This is a genomic window from Streptomyces sp. NPDC102259 (genome assembly GCF_044766465.1).
GTDB lineage: Bacteria > Actinomycetota > Actinomycetes > Streptomycetales > Streptomycetaceae > Streptomyces.
The window spans coordinates 212,836-229,175 of sequence record NZ_JBIWMA010000007.1 but is presented as its reverse complement, the minus strand read 5'-3'; the positions used below and the strand labels follow the sequence as shown (position 1 = coordinate 229,175).

Below are 16,340 nucleotides of genomic sequence, written 5' to 3'. Positions count from 1 at the left end.
GGGTCAGCCGCTCAGCAGCACGGCGACGTCCCCCGGCCGCGGTGCCGGGCCGCCGGTACGGGTGACGGGGAGGAGCCGGCCGTCGTCCCGCACCAGGAACAGCGTCCGGTGTCCGGCCGGAAGCGCGCCGTCGAAGCGATGGGTCACGACGCGGGCGCCCCGGGCGTGACGCCGTGCCAGTTCGGGCCCGGTGAGGTCCGGATCGAAGAGCACCTCGCCGCCCGCGTAGGGCGTGATGACGCCCTGGCTCCCCGCGGGCGGCCGCAGCCGGTGGACCGTGCCCTCGACGCCGCCCTCGAGATGCGTGGCCGCCAGCGCGTTGAAGTCGTCCTCGCCGGTGAGCAGCAGGACCCCGGTGAGGCCCTCCAGCTCCGCGCCCTCGCCCGTCGCCGCGGCGAACAGTTCCCCGGGGGCGAGTTCGATCCCGGCGGCCCTGATGCTGTCCCGCTCCGTCTCGCGCCCCGCCCACATCACCACCTCAAGACCGGCCGACCGCAGGGCCCGCCCCAGATCGACCACCCAGGGATCCCCGCCCACGAGCAGCGGCCGGGAACGCGTCGAGCGCACCACGCCCAGCCGCCCGGCCACCGGCGCCGCGCTCAGCCCGTACAGCGTGACGGTGGCGACGATCACCACGAACGTGGCCGGCAGGATCTTCGCGGCGCCGCCGACGCCCTGGTCCACCAGCGTGGCCGAGAACGTCGAGGCGGTGGCCGCGGCGACGATGCCACGCGGCGCCATCCACCCGAGGAAGCCCCGCTCCCCGGCCGTCAGGTCGGTTCTCCACGCCGACGCGGCCGCCACCAGGGGGCGGGCCACGAGCACCAGGACCGCCACGAGCCCCAGGGCCGGCAGCAGCACGTGCCGCAGGGACCGGGGGCTGACGGTGGCCGAGATGGAGACGAACAGCAGTCCGATGATCAGATCCACGAGGGTCTCGAAGAACGGCCTGCGGGCCGTGACGCCCCCGTCGGACAGGTTCGCCACCGCCAGCCCCATCAGGACGGCGGCGATGAGTCCCGTGTCGTCGCGGACGATGTCGCAGGCGGCCGCCACGCCGACCACCGCGGCGAGCTGCACCGTGGTGGCGAGCACCTCCCCGAGCCACAGCCCGCGCAGCGCCACCGTCAGCACGGCCGCTCCGACGACGCCTCCCGCCACCCCCACCGCCGTGCTGACGGCGAAGGGGCCGATCCGGCTGCCGAAGCCGCCGGCCCCGCCGGCCGTGACGGCGTGGAAGACCAGCGCGCCCAGGATGCCGCCCACGGGATCGATCAGCGACCCCTCCCAGACGAGGATCCGCCGCAGTCGTTCCGTGGGGCGGACGAAGGCGAGCAGCGGGCCGACGACCGTCGGCCCGGACACGACGAGGATCGCGCCGAGCATCACGGCCGCGCCCTGTGACATCCCGAGCAACGGCATGGCCACCAGCGCCGTGGAAGCGCCGGTGACCAGCGCGCCGAACCAGATCAGCCGCACCACGACCCGGCGGGTGTGGGCTCTGAAGTTCCTCAGGTCCAGGCCGAGTCCGGCGTCGTAGAGGATCACCGCGACGGCCAGCGAGACCAGCGGGGAGAAGGCGCTGCCCAGGAGCCGCTCGGGGTCGACGTCGTCGGTCAGCGCGCCCGCGGTGAATCCGACGGGCAGCAGGACGATCAGCGCGGGGACGCGCAGCCGGCTCGCCAGCACCTGGGAGCCGACGGCAAGCACGACGATCAGGCCGAGGCCCAGGAATACGTGGTCCTCCGTCACCGCGACGGAACTTCTACGCCCTCGGCGGCCGGACGTCGTCCGTCTCGTCCAGCGCGGCCAGGACGGCCGGTACCGGGATCCTTCCGGAGGCGACGAGCTGCGCGCCGCCGCGGCGCAGGGCGGTGGCGAAGGGCGCGGCCCACAGGTTCTCGTAGACCAGGATCGCCGCGGAGTTGCCGGCGCCCAGAGCGCCGCCGGCCTCCTCGATGTCTTCCTGGCCCAGCAGACCGGAGGACGCGCCCTCGAACACGGCCAGGTCCAGAACTCCGTCGCCGGTGAGGTCGGCGATCTCCAGGCCGACCACGGATCCGTCCTCGTCCTTGCGGACGAACAGCAGATCGAGGATCCGGATGAGGCCGCGGTCCACCAGATCGACCAGCAGCGGGAAGCCCTCGCCGGTCATGCGGTTCCCGGGGAACTCGACGACGACATAGTCGATCGGTCCCATTTCGACGAATTCATCGCTCACGGCTTCACCCCTGGTGTGGTCACGGCGTTCAGCGTTCGCCCGTCCTCGGATCTCATTGCAGCATCGGACGGAGGCGGCCGCACTTCGGTGCGCCACCGACACCCGGACTCCCACCCGGCCTCCTACGTGGTCCGCCCGATCGCGCGCCCGTACCGGCGTTCGCTCACCCGGCGCCAGATGGCCCGCTGGCACTTGAGGGTGCCGGTCCCGACCAGGATCAGGACGACGATGTTGAGCAGCAGCTGGAACAGCGAACCCCAGGCCTCGTCCCAGCTGCCGAACGCCACGGAGACCCCGATGTCCGCCCCCGCCGGGATCGTGGTCACCGAGATGAAGACGCCGAGCAGCGCGCTCGTCCGGGCCTCCGTCAGCGAGACGATGCCGACGACCCCGGCCAGCACCGCCACCACGGCCGAGAAGAAGTTGGGGGTGTTGATCAGATTCGAGACGGGCCGCACCCCCCGCTCGAAGGCCTCCGGCTGAAGCCCGAAGCCGCGGACGAGGAGGGCGAAGAGCAGGGTCGCGGCGACGGCCAGCAGAAAGCCCACCAGCAGCGCCAGCAGGCCCTGCCGGATCCTCGGCAGGGCCTGCTGGTCGATGCCCAGGGCGACGCTGGTGATGGCCCCGTACTCGGGGCCGACCACCATGGCCGCGACGATGAGGATCTGGGAGTTGGTGATGATGCCCACCGCGCCGATGAGTCCGGCGATGACCAGGAAGAGGTAGAAGCTCGGGGGGTAGCTGCCCTCGGCCCGGATCCGGGCCTCCACCTGCTCCCACACCGGCGCGCGCAGCCGTCCGCCGAGCTCCTTGGCCCAGACCCGGGCCGCGAGGTCCGAGAACGCCGTGTCCACCGGATCGAGGACGATGGAGCCGCGGCGCTCGAGCCCGAGCTCCCGCAGCCCGTGCAGCACCTCGTTCGCGGCTCCGGTCAGGACGTCGCACTGGATGGCGTCACCGTCGGGGTTGCGTACACGGCCCGGCTGAAGGTGCAGGTTCAGGACACACGGCTCGGCGCCGAGCAGGGCCATGGCGCGTTCTGTGAGGTCCGGCGGGCACACCGCCCGGACACGGATCATGTCCATCCGGACCTCCGCGGGATCGGTTCGCTCACCTATTAACGCGGCGGTCCCCGAGCCCGGCAACTCGGCGTGCGGGGGCCCGGCGCCTGCCGGAGGGTGGGGGGATGCGGACGACCGGCGAGCTGAGCGAGGCCGCCTTCCGGCGTCTCTACCGGCACCTGCGCGACACGTCCCCCGGCGGCGCCGCGCCCCGGGGCGCCCTGGACACGATCACCGGGGACCGCGTACGGGCCGCCGTGCGCGAGGTGCGGTCGGGGCGCACGGTGTCGCTCGCCGCCCCCGTGAACACCCGTACCGGACCGGACGACGCCGACCCGGCCGAACACCGGCTCACCGCCCCGGCCGACGGCGAACCCGGCACGAGCGGCCTGGAGTTCGCCCGGGACCGCTTCGCCATGAACATCCACGGCGACGTCGACAGCCACCTCGACGCGCTGTGCCACGTCGTCTACGACGGCACCCTGCACGGCGGCGTACCGGCGGCGGACGTGCTGTCGCCGGCGGGAGCGAGCGCCCTGTCCGTCGATCTCGCCCGCGACGGCATCGTCGGACGCGGGGTCCTCCTCGACATCCCCCGGCTGCACGGCGTCCGCTGGCTCGAACCCGGAGCGCGGGTGCGGGCCGAGGACCTCGCCGCCGCCGAGGAACGCCAGGGCGTCCGGGTCGGCCGTGGCGACCTCCTGCTCGTACGGGTCGGACACCGCCGACGCCGCGAGGAGCTCGGCCCCTGGGACGTGGCAGCCGCCCGCGCCGGACTCCATCCCACGGCCATGGAGTTCCTGGCCGAGCGGGAGGTGGCCGTCCTCGGCGGTGACGGCAACAACGACAGCGCGCCCAGCGCCGTCCAGGGGGTCGGCTTCCCGGTCCATGTGCTGGGCATCCACGCCATGGGACTGCATCTGCTGGACTACCTGCGGTTCGAGGACCTCGCGCCGCTCTGCGCGCGGGAGGGCCGCTGGTCGTTCCTCTGCGTCGTCGCCCCGCTCCGGCTGCCCGCGGCCACCGGCTCTCCCGTCAATCCGCTCGCGATCCTGTGACACCGGTCGAGCCGCCCACGCACGCGGCGGTCCCGGGACCCGGCGCCCCGGTTCACCCGACCGGCCCAACTCGCCGCGAACATCGCCCGGAGATACGTTGGTGGTCGGGTCCGACGGCCCTTTCACCAGGCAGGACCGGCGCATGCTCCGAGGACGGTGGCCGGCATGACCGACGCGCGGCACTACGACGTCATCATCATCGGCACAGGTGCGGGCGGTGGCACCCTCGCCCATCGCCTGGCACCCACCGGAAAACGGATTCTCCTTCTCGAACGCGGGGGCTATCTGCCCCGTGAACGGGACAACTGGGACTCCACCGCGGTCTTCGTCAAGGGCAAGTACCGTGCCGCGGAGTTCTGGTACGACAAGGACGGGAAACAGTTTCCGCCCGAGGTCAACTACTACGTGGGGGGCAACACCAAGTTCTACGGCGCCGCGCTCTTCCGGCTGCGCCCCGAGGACTTCGGCGAACTCCGCCACCACGACGGCGTGTCCCCCGCCTGGCCGGTGAGCTACGAGGAGTTCGAGCCGTACTACACGCAGGCCGAACACCTCTACCTCGTCCACGGCCGGCACGGCGAGGACCCCACCGAGGGCCCCACCAGCGCCCAGTACGCCCATCCGCCGGTCCAGCACGAGCCGCGCATCCAGCAACTCAGCCATGACCTGGAGAAACAGGGACTGCATCCCTTCCACCTCCCGATCGGGGTGAACCTCACCCAGGACGACCGGGGCCGGGCCACCCGCACCAGCGCCTGCATCCGCTGCGACCGGGTCGACGGATTCCCCTGCCTGGTCGGCGCGAAGTCCGACGCACAGGTCATCTGCGTCGACCCCGCTCTCGAACACGCCAACGTCGAGCTGGTCACCCACGCGGACGTGCGGCGGCTGGAAACGGACGCGACCGGCCACAGCGTCACCTCGGTCGTCGCCACGGTGGGGGAGCCGGGAGACGGGGACCCTTCCACCGTGGAGTTCCGCGCCGACATCGTGGTGGTCGCCTGTGGCGCCGTCAACTCCGCCGCCCTGCTGCTGCGTTCGGCCGACGATCGGCATCCGCGGGGGCTGGCCAACAGCTCGGACGTGGTGGGCCGGCACTACATGCGGCACAACAACCTGGCTCTGATGGCCGTGTCCAGGGAACCGAACGACACCAGGTTCCAGAAGACCCTGGCGCTGCACGACTGGTATCTGGGATCCGACGACTGGGACCATCCCCTCGGCGGCATCCAGATGCTCGGCAAGTCCGACTCCGAGCAGATCCACGGCGAAGCGCCCCGCTGGGCCGGGGCCGTGACCCCCGACCTGCCTTTCGAGGTACTCGCCCACCACGCCGTCGACTTCTGGCTGTGCGGAGAGGACCTGCCCGCCGCCGGCAACCGCGTCACCCTGGACCGGGACGGCGGCATCCACCTGGCCCTCGACGAGAAGAACAACATCGCCGGACTGAACCGCCTGCGGCACAAACTCCAGGGCATGCTCGGTCACTTGGGCATGCGGGACCACCAACTCCTGTCGCACAGCATCTATCTGCACAAGGGCATGCCCATCGGCGCCACCGCGCACCAGACGGGCACGGTCCGCTTCGGCGACGACCCCGGCAGCTCCGCCCTCGACGTCCACTGCAAGGCCCACGACCTGGACAACCTCTACGTCGTCGACACGAGCTTCTTCCCGAGCATCGGGGCCGTCAACCCCTCGCTGACCGCCATCGCCAACGCCCTGCGCGTCGGCGACCACCTCGCGGAGCGGCTGCGATGACCCGCGGCCACCCGCCGACGGCAGCGGCCGAGGCCGCCTGAGGAGAACGTCATGGACCGTTACCCGCCCATCGCCGACCACGGGCTCGTCGGGGACCTCCAGACCGCCGCGCTGGTCTCGTCCCAGGGCGTGATCGACTGGTTCGCCGCGCCGCGCTTCGACTCGCCCAGTGTCTTCGCCGCGCTGCTCGACCACGACGGCGGAGGGTACTTCCTCCTCGCGCCCGACCATCCCGAAGGGTCCTGGAGGCAGCTCTACTACCCGGACACCGCCATAGTGGTGACCCGGTTCATGTCCCCCGACGGGGTCGGCGAGATCATCGACCACATGCCCGTCCTGCCGGGCCCGACGGCCACCGACCGGCACCGGCTGGTGCGCGTCGTACGGACCGTGCGCGGCACCGTCCGCTTCCGCCTCGAATGCCGCCCGCGGTTCGACTACGCGCGGGCGTCCCACGAACTCGACCTGACGCCCGACGCGGCGACGTTCCGCGCCCCGGGGGCGACGGCCCACCTCCAGGGGACCATTCCGCTCGAACGGGACGGGTCCGACGTCCGCGGCGCCGTCACCCTTCAGGCCGGGGAGTCGGCGGCCGTCGTGTTCACCGTGTGCGCGCCGGGCGGGGAGGCGCCCCCGCGCCCGACCACCGAGAGCGTCACCGACGGACTGTGGGAGAACATCGACTTCTGGCAGAAGTGGGTGCGCACGTCCCGCTACCGGGGCCGCTGGACGGAGATGGTGCACCGCTCGGCCATCACCCTCAAACTCCTCACGTACGCGCCCTCCGGCGCGCCGGTCGCCGCCGCGACGATGGGGCTGCCCGAGCAGGTCGGCGGGGAACGCAACTGGGACTACCGGTACACCTGGGTGCGGGACGGCTCCCTGTCGGTGCGGGCCCTGCTCGACCTCGGCTTCGTGGAGGAGGCCACCCGCTTCACCCACTGGCTCGGCGACCGCCTGGCGGCCCGCGAAGGACCGGACGAGGAACCCCTCCAGATCATGTACCGGGTCGACGGCGACCCTCGTCTGACCGAGGAGATCCTGGAGCACTTCGAGGGCTACCGCGGCTCCTACCCCGTCCGGGCGGGCAACGCCGCCTCCGACCAGTTGCAGCTCGACATCTACGGCGAGGCCCTCTACGCCATGGCCGAGAGCCGCCGGATCGGCGAACAGGCGGGCTACCACGGCTGGAAGGGTCTGTCCCGCATGCTGGACTGGCTCGCCGACTCCTGGGACCGGCCCGACGAAGGGATCTGGGAGACCCGGGGCGGCCGCAAGGACTTCACCTACAGCCGGGTGATGTGCTGGGCCGCGTTCGACCACGGTCTGAAGCTGGCCGCCGCGTTCAGCAGGCCCGCGGACACCGCGCGCTGGACCCGGGCCCGCGACGCGATCCTCGAACAGGTCATGGAACGCGGCTGGGACGACAAGCAGCAGGCCCTCGTCCAGCACTACGGCGGTGACGTCCTGGACGCCTCCCTGCTGCTGGCCCCCCGGGTCGGGTTCATATCGCCGCGCAGCCCCGGCTGGCTCAACACCCTCGACGCGATGGACCGCGTCCTCGTCTCCGACAGCCTCGTCTACCGCTACGACCCCGAGGCGTCCCCCGACGGACTGCGCGGCTCCGAGGGCACGTTCAGCCTCTGCACGTTCCTCTACGTCGACGCCCTCGCCCGCGCCGGGCGTCTGCCCCAGGCCCGCTACACCTTCGAGAAGATGCAGACGTACGCCAACCATGTCGGCCTGTTCGCCGAGGAGATCGGCCCCAGCGGGGAGCAACTCGGCAACTTCCCGCAGGCCTTCACCCATCTCTCCCTCATCATGGCCGCGACGACGCTGGACGAGGCCCTCGACGCGATCCCGCGGTGAAGGCGGGGATCCCCGGCCCCTGCGGCAGCAGCTCGGTGACCACGAACGCCACCACCGCGGCCAGCACGATCACCGGCACCGTCTCCGAGCTGCCCACCATGAGGACGACCAGCACCACACAGCTGACGGGCAGCCGGAGCGCGGCGGCGGACGCGGCCGCCATGCCCGCCGCCATGCCCGGCACCACGCCGAGCCCGGGCAGGGGCGAGAGCAGCACACCCAGCGCGCCGCCCAGGAACAGCGAGGGGAAGACCGGACCGCCGCGCAGGCTGCCCAGACAGAGCGCGTACGCGAGGGCCTTGAACACCAGGACCGCCACCAGGCTGCCGACCGGCCACGCGTGCGGGTCGGCGGCGAGCTGGGTCAGGGTGGTCTGGCCGGACAGTGAGACCTCCGCCGGCGAACGGCCGGTGACGACCGCGTAGAGCGCCGCGCAGCCGGCGGCGGCGAGGGCGCAGAGCACCGTGTTGCGCAGCGGACGCGCGGCGACGAAACCCGCCGCGATCCGTCCTCCCACGATGACCCAGTGGATGACGGCCCCGATGACGACGGCCATCAGGACGGACCACACCACGTCCCCGGTGTCGAGCCTCGGGGGAGCGGGCAGTCCGATGCTGAGGCTCCCGGTCTGGAACCCGGTCCAGTGGCCGAAGCCGGTGAAGACGATGGCGCCGATTCCGCTGGCCAGCAGGGCGGGCAGCATCACGGCGAACAGCTGGGGCCCGCCCACCCCGGCCACCTCCATGAGCAGCACGGCCGCGATGAGCGGGTTGCCGAAGATCGCGGAGATGGCCGCGGCGGAGCCGGCGGCACCGAGCAGGGAGGTGCTCGCCTCGGTCGCGGGGGCCCGGGCGAGATCCCTGAAGACCAGGGCCAGAGCGCCGCCGAGGGCGATCATCGGGGCCTCGGGTCCGAGCGCGGCTCCCAGCGGCAGGCTGGCCAGCGCGGCGAGCATCACACCGGGGAGGGCGGCTTTCGTCGCCCCGCCCGGGTGGAGGCCGGCCGCCGGGATGTGCCCGCCCCTGCCGGGGAGCCGGATGACGACCAGCGCCACGACCACGCCCGACACCAGGGCCGGCGGAAGCGGCCACCACCAGGGCGGATCCGTCCACCCGAGATCGTGCGGCCAGTCCACCCAGAGCAGATTCTGCAGTTCATGGAGCAGGACGAGAAACCAGAACGCCGCCAACGACACCGGGATCCCGATCACACCGCAGAACACCAGCGCCCGCCGGTACCCGGGCCGGCGCAGCATCTCCCGCAGCTGATCGGCCTCCTGGGGCTGGTTTCCCGGAGCGGTCCCCGTGTCTTCGCGCTTGGGCTCGCTGATGGGTCTTCTCCTGGTTCGGCTCGGAGACAGTGCGGCGTGGGGCAGCGCGAGATTACTCACCGGATCGCGCGATGCCCCCGCGAGCCACGCGGCATCGCCGGGAAACCCTCCGGGCCGGTGCACCGACCGCGGCCGGTCGGCGGCGTCCTCGGTCCGGCGGGAGCGGGGTGTCCGCGGCAGACGTCCGTCACGGCGACCGCTGCTCGTAGCGTGCGACGACCTCGGTGAGGTAGCGGCGCAGCATCGTCTTCGCCTCGTCGAGCAGGTCGGTGTCGCCCTCCGGGGCGCGGCGGAAGGCCTCCTGGGCGAGGGCGTCGGCGGCGAGGATCGCGGCGTGGCAGGCCCGCGCGAGCGTCTCGTCGTCGCGGGCGACGCCCAGCGCGAGCAGCACCCGGCGGATCCCGTCGGCCATCCGCCGCTTGTGCTCACGGTCGGCGGCCCGCGTCCGCTCGGTCAGTCCGCTGCCGAACCACAGGGCGCGGAAGCCGTGTTCGGTGCGGTAGACGCGGGCGAACGTGTCGATGAGCACGCCCACGGGATCGTCCCAGCGCTCCCGCCCCGCCGTGCGGACCAGCTCGTCCATGACGTCCTCGAGGCGGGCGAAGTAGCCCGTCGCGAGGGCGTCGATGATCGCGTCACGGTCGGGGAGGTACTGGTACAGCGAGCCGACCGACACCTTCGCCTCGGCAGCGACCCGCGTCGTGGTGAGCGCCTCGACGCCGTCGTCGACCAGGATGCGCTCGGCGGCCTCCAGCATCAGGGCCAGACGGGCCTTGCTGCGCGCCTGTCGCGGCGTGCGGCGCAGGGGAGTGCCGCCGTCGGAACCCGTGGTCGTCCGGTCCAAGGAACTGCCTCCAAACCTGAACGTGACTTTGTTTCATGTTTACGCTACCTTCGCGCCCATGACCGCCTCAAGCTCGGCGCTGAGTCAGGAGCGGGCCGCCGTCGCGGACGCCTGCCGGCGCCTGGGGGCCGAAGGCCTCCTCATCGGCACGGCCGGCAACGTGAGCGTACGCGTCGAGGACCGGGTCGCGATCACAGCGACCGGAGCGGTCCTCGCCGAACTCACCCCGGATCAGGTGACCGTGGTCGACCTGGACGGCGAGGTCGTGGCCGGAAGCCTGCGGCCGACCTCGGAGTGGGAGCTGCACCTCGGGGTCCACCGCCGCTACGGAACCGGCGCCGTCGTCCACACCCACGCTCCGATGGCCACCGCGGTCTCCTGCGTGCTCGACGAACTGCCCTGCATCCACTACCAGTTGCTCGCCCTCGGCGGTACGGTGCGGGTCGCGCCCTACGCCACGTTCGGCACCCCCGAACTCGCCGAGTCGGTGCTCGCCGCGCTCGACGGCCGCAGCGCCGCCCTGCTGGCGAACCACGGCGCGGTCACCCACGGGACGACCCTGGACAAGGCCGTCGAGAACGCGCTGCTCCTCGAATGGGCCTGCGGCCTCTACCAGCGCGCGGCCGCCATGGGCCGGCCCCGCTTCCTCGACGAACAGCAGCAACTCGCCGTGATCGAGGCCGCGATCGCCCGCGACTACGGCACCACCCACCCCGTACCACCCGCGCAGTGACAGAGCCGATGAAGTCGACGAAGGGGGAAAGCCGATGAAGGTCTTCACCATGGGCGTGCACGTCCTGGACGTGCTGGTGCGGCCGGTGCAGGAGATACCCGAGGGCCAGGGCGCGACGCTGGTCGACGACATCCGGATGACCGCCGCCGGGACCGCGGGCGGCACCGCGCTCACCCTCGCCAAGCTGGGCGCGCGGGTGCGCAGCGCCGGCGCCATCGGCTCCGACCCGACCGGTGACATGCTGGTGCAGCTGCTCGGCCGGGCCGGCGTCGACACCGAGTTCCTCGTCCGCCGCACGGACACCGCCACCTCCGCGAGCGTCCTGCCGATCCGGCCCAACGGCGACCGTCCCTCGCTGCACCTGCTCGGCGCCAACATCACCTACGGCCTCGACGACGTGCCCTGGGACGCCCTCGCCGAGGCCGATCATCTGCACCTGGGCGGACCGGAGCTGATCGGCGTCGAGGTCGCCACACGCATCCTGTCGTACGCCAGGGAGCACGGCGTCGTCACCTCCGTCGACCTGCTCGCCCCCGGTGTCCTCGGCAGCTTCGAGCAGATCGAGGCGGCCCTGCCCTACATCGACCATCTGCTGCCCAACGAGGACCAGGTCCTCGGCTTCAGCGGCGAGAGCGACCTGCTGACGGGGGCGCGCAAGCTCCTCGGCGCCGGGGCGGGCGTCGTCGCCGTCACGCGCGGCGGCGACGGAGCGCTCGTGGTGACCGCGGACGGCGCGGAACCGGTCCCCGCCTTCGTCGTCGACGTCGTCGACACCACCGGGTGCGGCGACGCCTTCTCGGCCGGCTATCTGCGGGGCGTGAGCCTCGGCCGTACGCCGAGCGACGCCGCCGTCCTCGGCAGCGCCGCCGCCGCACTCGTCGCGCAGGGCCTCGGCAGCGACCACGGCGACTTCGACCTCGCGGCCGCCGACTCCTTCGCCACGACGGCCAAGTCCCGCACCTGAGGCAGACCGGTGCCCTTCGACTACGAGCGGGTGCGGGCGAACGGCCCCGCCGGGCCGGCAAACCTCGCTTCCATGTTCACCGGAGCCCCACGGGTGGTACGCCACGAGCAGGCGGGCGCGGGCCACGACACCTGCGTCGGCCGTACCGCACCCGCCCACCGCCCGCAGGCGCTCGCCTTCGTCGAGGAGTGCGCGCCGGGTGTGCGGGCGCCGCCGACGGAGAAGGGGACATCGCGATGAGTCAGGCTTCGGACACCGCACTGCTGCTCGTACGGGTCGTGCTCGGCGTGGTGATGGTGGCGCACGGCTGGAACCACTGGCGCGGCGGAGGCGGCATATCCGGCACCGCCGGCTGGTTCGGCGGCCTCGGGCTCACCCGCCCGAGACTCCAGGCCTGGCTCAGCGTCCTCACCGAACTCGGCGCGGGCGTACTGCTGTTGGCGGGCTTCCTCACCACGCTGGCCTGCGCGGCGGTGCTGTCCGTGATGCTGGTGGCGGGCCTGCTCGCGCACCGCCGCAACGGCTTCTTCGTGTTCAAGGAGGGCTACGAGTACGTCCTCGTCCTGGGCGTTCTCGCGGTGGCGCTGGGAGCCTGGGGGCCGGGGGAGTACGCGGTGGACGAGGCCGCGGACATCAGTGTGACCGGATGGACCGGCGCCGGTGTGGTGCTCGGGGTGGGCGTCGTCGCGACGGCCGGTCTGCTGGCCGTGTTCTGGCGCCCCCGGAACGAGAGCTGAGCGGGCGGCCCCTGCGCGTCGGCCTCAGGGGTGAGCCGTCGACCGTCGAGGCGCCCGGGGCGCTGCCCGCCCCAGGCCGGGCGTCCCCGAGCAGCACACGCGCCGGACGCTCTCCGCGGGCCGCCCCGTACCCGCCCGGTACTCACCTGGTGGACGCCCCCTTGACGGAGGACCGAGGCGGATCGACACTCGATCCGGGAATCCTAGTGAACGGGTAGGGAAACAATGGGGCGACAGGAGCCGATCACCGGCCGCGCGAGCCGCACGGCCCGGTCGTCGCCCCTTCTCACCTCCCGCCGTCACATCGACCTGAAGCGCGTCTGCAGCGCCATCAGGTTCCAGGACTGAGCCGGACCCGTCCCCGCGCCGAACCGCACCGGCGGCGTCCCCTGGACGCGGCCGCACCCGGCACGAGCGGACGAGGTCCGCACCTCCCTCTTCGACGTCGCATCCGCCGCGCGCACGTCCCTCGTGCGTCCCGCCCCTGGGGAGAGTCATGTCCGTCACACCACTGGCCGCCCACCTGTCCGCCCGACCCGCCGCCGCCTTCCGGGGCCGGATCGGCCGGGACGCCCGCAGCGGCCACTACGCGGTGCCGCGCCGCTACCGCCTCCACCTGGCGGCGGCCGACCCCGACTGTCTACGCATCGCCGTCACCCACAGCCTCCTCGGCCTGGAAAAGGCCTGCCCGGTCACCTTCCTGCCCGCCGTCGCGGACTGCCCCGACGGAGGCCACTCCGCGCTGCGTCCGCTGTACGACGCCAGCGCGCACCGGTACACCGGACCCGCCCTCGCGCCGGTGCTCAGCGACGACTGGTCGGGGCGCATCGTCAGCAGCCACGGCCCCGACATCGCCCGCGACCTGGCCCGGCGGTTCGGCGGCGGCCGGCCCACCCTGTATCCGTGCGGCGCGGAGTCGCAGATCGAGGCCGTCGAGCGGATGTGCGCCCAGGGCATCGAGGAGGCGGCCCAGCGCGCCGGAGCGGCCGACGCCGAAGAGGCGGAGCGGGCCGCCGCCCTCGACACGCTGCTCGCCACGCTCGGGGTGCTGGAGCGCGGACTCGGCGCCCACGAGTTCCTGATCAGTGATCAGATCACCGCCTCCGACGTCGAGTTGTGGGTCGCCCTGGTCCAACTCGACACCGTGCACCGCTACCACCTCGACGCGGCCGCCGTGCACCGCATCGCCGACCATCCCGCCCTGTGGGCCTACGCCCGCCGTCTGGCCGCCCACCCGGCCTTCGGCGCCCACCTCGACCTGGACGCCATCGCCCGCCGTCACCACGCCCGTTGCCAGGGCCTGGAGGCCGCCGGCGCCGCCGTCCAGATCCTGGACTGGGAGACCCACGCGGCAGACGGATCGGCGGTCCGACCGCAGGTCAACCAGCCGTGACCCGGTCCATCCACTGGACCGCCGTTGACATACGTTCGGGCAACTGTCTTACTTACGGCCCAGAACGGTCATGAGCGTCAGCGACAAGCCCTGGCTCGCTGACCGGCAACCCTCGCTCCGCGGTGGGGTGCCCCAGGTGACGACCGGACCGACGTTTCGGTAATGACGTATCGGTAAGCGCGAGGGCCCCTCAGGGGCCGGAACAGTGACGGTGACGGACATGTACGCAGCTCATCGGACGGCGCCGCGTCGCCCCCGGGGCTGCGTACGGCCGTACCTCGACATCCTCGTCGCCAACCGCGCCGTCGACCTCCTGCGTGTGAACAGCGCACTGTGTACCGCACCGGGCCGTGCCCGCTGTCGGGGCTGAACGAACCCCTCGCACCTCAGCCCCGCCTCCGCGTTCCTGACGAACACCGCCCGAGCGGTGTGCCGTTGTCCGCCCCACCCCGGTCTCCCGTACGCATCCGTGAGCCATGCCCTGTTCGCGCCCGCCGAGCGGTTCCCGCCGCCCCGCCCCGGCGCGTCAGGCCACGCACGTCCGCCGTGACCCGGGGTGTCCGACTCCCGCCGGAGCCCCTTATGAGTGAACCCCCAGGCGCCGTGACCCTCGCCGAGGCCGCGCCCGCCATCGACGTCCCGTCAGCGAAGCCGACCGCCCAGCGCGTCCAGCCGCTGCGCAAGCCCGGCCGCTGGATCGCCACCGCCGTGGCCCTGGTCCTGGTGGCGCAGTTCACGCACGGACTGATCTCCAACCCCTTCTACCAGTGGGACCGCTTCGGCTACTGGTTCCTGCGGCCGGTGATCCTCGACGGACTGCTGATCACCCTGGAAGTGGCCGCCTACAGCGCGGTGCTGGGCCTCCTCGGCGGCATCCTGCTCGCCCTCGCCCGGCTCTCGAAGAGCCCGGTGCTGCGCGCGGTGAGCTGGACCTACGTATGGGCGCTGCGCTCCATCCCGCTGATCGTGGTGCTGCTCTTCCTCTACAACTTCAGCGCCCTGTACCAGACCCTGAGCGTGGGGGTTCCCTTCGGTCCGGCGTTCTTCCGCTTCGACGAGTCCCGGCTGGCCACCGACATGGTGATCGCCGTCATCGGCCTCAGCCTCAACGAGGCGGCCTACGCCGCCGAAGTGGTCCGCGGCGGCATCCTCTCCGTCGACCAGGGCCAGCACGAGGCGGCCGCCGCGCTCGGCCTGCCCAAGCGCTACCAGTTCTGGAAGATCGTCTTCCCGCAGGCCCTGCGGTCGATCACGCCGAACTACGTCAACCAGCTGATCGGCCTGGTCAAGTCCACCTCGCTGGTCTTCTACGTCTCGCTGCTCGACCTGTTCGGCACCGCGCAGACCATGGGGGCCACCTACCCCGGCGACATCGTGCCGCTGCTGCTGGTCGTCACCGTCTGGTACCTGATCCTGACCAGCCTCGTCTCCGTCGTCCAGTTCTACGTCGAGCGGTACTACGCCCGGGGCGCCACGCGTTCCCTGCCGCCGACGCCGTTGCAGAAACTGCGGACCGGTCTCACCGACCTGCGGGGCCGCATCCGCCAGGAGGCCGCCGTATGAGCACCGAGACCGTGCAGAGCGCCGACGCCACCGGGATCGTGCCCGCCGCCGTCGAGGTGCACGACGTGCACAAGTGGTACGGCGCCCACCGGGTGTTGGACGGGGTGAGCCTGACCGTGCGGCCCGGCGAGGTCACCGTGATCCTCGGCCCGTCCGGCTCCGGCAAGTCCACCCTGCTGCGGGTCATCAACCACCTGGAGAAGCCCGAGATCGGCTACGTCAGCATCAACGGCGAGCTGATCGGCGTGCGCCGGCACGGCGAGCGGCTGCGCGAGCTGAGCGAACGGGCCATCCTGACCCAGCGCGGCCGGATCGGCTTCGTCTTCCAGAACTTCAACCTCTTCCCGCACCTGACCGTGCTGGACAACGTCGCCGCCGCACCGGTCGCCACCGGGAGGCTCGCCAAGTCCGCCGCCCTGGAACTGGCCCGCGAACTCCTGGACCGGGTGGGCCTCGCCGACAAGGCCGCCGCCTACCCCCGGCAGCTGTCCGGCGGCCAGCAGCAGCGCGTCGCCATCGCCCGCGCCCTCGCGCTGCGCCCCGGCGTCATCCTCTTCGACGAGCCCACCTCCGCCCTCGACCCCGAGCTCGTCGGCGAGGTCCTCGCGGTCATCAAGGACCTGGCGACCAGCGGCACCACGCTCGTCATCGTCACCCACGAGGTCGGTTTCGCCCGCGAGGTCGCCGACCGGGTCGTCTTCATCGACGAAGGGAAGATCGTCGAGCAGGGCCCGCCCAGCGAGGTCCTCGACAAACCGCGGCACGAACGGACGCGGGACTTCCTCAGCAAGGTGCTCTGACACCGC

Annotated in this window: 15 protein-coding genes and 1 riboswitch; of the genes, 10 read left to right on the top strand and 5 right to left on the bottom strand. The window is 72.3% G+C overall.

Annotated features, from left to right (window positions below):
- Positions 1–3 precede the first annotated feature (3 nt).
- The 3 genes from ACIRPU_RS19220 to ACIRPU_RS19210 form a co-directional block, all read right to left on the bottom strand.
- Positions 4–1,752: a cation:proton antiporter gene (locus ACIRPU_RS19220; protein ID WP_403868476.1), complete on the bottom strand. Its 1,749-nt coding sequence runs from the start codon at positions 1,750–1,752 to the stop codon at positions 4–6.
- Between the two features lie 13 nt (positions 1,753–1,765).
- Positions 1,766–2,200, bottom strand: coding sequence for a DUF6325 family protein (locus ACIRPU_RS19215; RefSeq protein ID WP_403868754.1), 435 nt, complete (start codon positions 2,198–2,200; stop codon positions 1,766–1,768).
- Between the two features lie 143 nt (positions 2,201–2,343).
- Positions 2,344–3,306: a DUF389 domain-containing protein gene (locus ACIRPU_RS19210; RefSeq protein ID WP_403868473.1), complete on the bottom strand. Its 963-nt coding sequence runs from the start codon at positions 3,304–3,306 to the stop codon at positions 2,344–2,346.
- A 101-nt stretch (positions 3,307–3,407) separates the two neighbouring features.
- Here ACIRPU_RS19210 and ACIRPU_RS19205 point away from each other — a divergent pair, with 101 nt between their 5' ends.
- The 3 genes from ACIRPU_RS19205 to ACIRPU_RS19195 all read left to right on the top strand — a co-directional run bounded on the left by ACIRPU_RS19205 (position 3,408) and on the right by ACIRPU_RS19195 (position 7,970).
- A complete protein-coding gene (locus ACIRPU_RS19205) occupies positions 3,408–4,340 on the top strand; it encodes a cyclase family protein (protein WP_403868470.1) in 933 nt (310 codons plus the stop codon).
- Between the two features lie 165 nt (positions 4,341–4,505).
- Positions 4,506–6,101 carry a GMC oxidoreductase gene (locus ACIRPU_RS19200; protein ID WP_403868467.1) on the top strand — a complete coding sequence of 532 codons (1,596 nt, stop codon included), beginning with the start codon at positions 4,506–4,508 and terminating at the stop codon, positions 6,099–6,101.
- Between the two features lie 51 nt (positions 6,102–6,152).
- Entirely contained in the window at positions 6,153–7,970 is a 1,818-nt protein-coding gene (locus ACIRPU_RS19195) for a glycoside hydrolase family 15 protein (RefSeq protein WP_403868464.1), read from the top strand.
- Here the strand turns inward: ACIRPU_RS19195 and ACIRPU_RS19190 are convergent.
- Positions 7,921–9,225: a chloride channel protein gene (locus tag ACIRPU_RS19190; RefSeq protein WP_403868461.1), complete on the bottom strand. Its 1,305-nt coding sequence runs from the start codon at positions 9,223–9,225 to the stop codon at positions 7,921–7,923. The genes ACIRPU_RS19195 and ACIRPU_RS19190 overlap by 50 nt on opposite strands.
- Positions 9,226–9,487: 262 nt before the next feature.
- Complete coding sequence (locus tag ACIRPU_RS19185) at positions 9,488–10,144, bottom strand: TetR family transcriptional regulator (protein ID WP_403868458.1); 657 nt, start codon at positions 10,142–10,144, stop codon at positions 9,488–9,490.
- A 58-nt stretch (positions 10,145–10,202) separates the two neighbouring features.
- Between ACIRPU_RS19185 and ACIRPU_RS19180 the strand changes: the two genes are divergently transcribed.
- The 7 genes from ACIRPU_RS19180 to ACIRPU_RS19150 all read left to right on the top strand — a co-directional run bounded on the left by ACIRPU_RS19180 (position 10,203) and on the right by ACIRPU_RS19150 (position 16,334).
- A complete protein-coding gene (locus tag ACIRPU_RS19180) occupies positions 10,203–10,877 on the top strand; it encodes a class II aldolase/adducin family protein (RefSeq protein WP_403868455.1) in 675 nt (224 codons plus the stop codon).
- 34 nt (positions 10,878–10,911) lie between these two features.
- Positions 10,912–11,841, top strand: coding sequence for a carbohydrate kinase family protein (locus ACIRPU_RS19175; protein ID WP_403868452.1), 930 nt, complete (start codon positions 10,912–10,914; stop codon positions 11,839–11,841).
- Positions 11,842–11,913: 72 nt separating this feature from the next.
- Positions 11,914–12,081, top strand: a complete 168-nt coding sequence (locus ACIRPU_RS19170; protein WP_403868449.1) for a hypothetical protein — start codon at positions 11,914–11,916, stop codon at positions 12,079–12,081.
- Entirely contained in the window at positions 12,078–12,578 is a 501-nt protein-coding gene (locus ACIRPU_RS19165; RefSeq protein WP_385552581.1) for a DoxX family protein, read from the top strand. The genes ACIRPU_RS19170 and ACIRPU_RS19165 overlap by 4 nt, the downstream gene beginning before the upstream one ends.
- Before the next feature lie 496 nt (positions 12,579–13,074).
- Positions 13,075–13,971: a glutathione S-transferase C-terminal domain-containing protein gene (locus tag ACIRPU_RS19160; protein ID WP_403868445.1), complete on the top strand. Its 897-nt coding sequence runs from the start codon at positions 13,075–13,077 to the stop codon at positions 13,969–13,971.
- 66 nt (positions 13,972–14,037) lie between these two features.
- A riboswitch (SAM riboswitch) is annotated at positions 14,038–14,157 on the top strand.
- 396 nt (positions 14,158–14,553) lie between these two features.
- Positions 14,554–15,534: an amino acid ABC transporter permease gene (locus ACIRPU_RS19155; protein ID WP_403868442.1), complete on the top strand. Its 981-nt coding sequence runs from the start codon at positions 14,554–14,556 to the stop codon at positions 15,532–15,534.
- Entirely contained in the window at positions 15,531–16,334 is an 804-nt protein-coding gene (locus ACIRPU_RS19150; protein ID WP_403868439.1) for an amino acid ABC transporter ATP-binding protein, read from the top strand. The genes ACIRPU_RS19155 and ACIRPU_RS19150 overlap by 4 nt, the downstream gene beginning before the upstream one ends.
- Positions 16,335–16,340 lie beyond the last annotated feature (6 nt).

What these genes read in the sequence shown, in the direction of transcription:
- ACIRPU_RS19165 (WP_385552581.1), top strand. Translation starts at nt 12,078, where the DNA reads ATGAGTCAGGCTTCGGACACCGCACTGCTGCTCGTACGGGTCGTGCTC.
- ACIRPU_RS19195 (WP_403868464.1), top strand. Translation starts at nt 6,153, where the DNA reads ATGGACCGTTACCCGCCCATCGCCGACCACGGGCTCGTCGGGGACCTC.
- ACIRPU_RS19160 (WP_403868445.1), top strand. Translation starts at nt 13,075, where the DNA reads ATGTCCGTCACACCACTGGCCGCCCACCTGTCCGCCCGACCCGCCGCC.
- ACIRPU_RS19155 (WP_403868442.1), top strand. Translation starts at nt 14,554, where the DNA reads ATGAGTGAACCCCCAGGCGCCGTGACCCTCGCCGAGGCCGCGCCCGCC.
- ACIRPU_RS19200 (WP_403868467.1), top strand. Translation starts at nt 4,506, where the DNA reads ATGACCGACGCGCGGCACTACGACGTCATCATCATCGGCACAGGTGCG.
- ACIRPU_RS19180 (WP_403868455.1), top strand. Translation starts at nt 10,203, where the DNA reads ATGACCGCCTCAAGCTCGGCGCTGAGTCAGGAGCGGGCCGCCGTCGCG.
- ACIRPU_RS19190 (WP_403868461.1), bottom strand. Translation starts at nt 9,225, where the DNA reads ATGCTGCGCCGGCCCGGGTACCGGCGGGCGCTGGTGTTCTGCGGTGTG.
- ACIRPU_RS19150 (WP_403868439.1), top strand. Translation starts at nt 15,531, where the DNA reads ATGAGCACCGAGACCGTGCAGAGCGCCGACGCCACCGGGATCGTGCCC.
- ACIRPU_RS19210 (WP_403868473.1), bottom strand. Translation starts at nt 3,306, where the DNA reads ATGGACATGATCCGTGTCCGGGCGGTGTGCCCGCCGGACCTCACAGAA.
- ACIRPU_RS19215 (WP_403868754.1), bottom strand. Translation starts at nt 2,200, where the DNA reads ATGGGACCGATCGACTATGTCGTCGTCGAGTTCCCCGGGAACCGCATG.
- ACIRPU_RS19170 (WP_403868449.1), top strand. Translation starts at nt 11,914, where the DNA reads ATGTTCACCGGAGCCCCACGGGTGGTACGCCACGAGCAGGCGGGCGCG.
- ACIRPU_RS19175 (WP_403868452.1), top strand. Translation starts at nt 10,912, where the DNA reads ATGAAGGTCTTCACCATGGGCGTGCACGTCCTGGACGTGCTGGTGCGG.
- ACIRPU_RS19205 (WP_403868470.1), top strand. Translation starts at nt 3,408, where the DNA reads ATGCGGACGACCGGCGAGCTGAGCGAGGCCGCCTTCCGGCGTCTCTAC.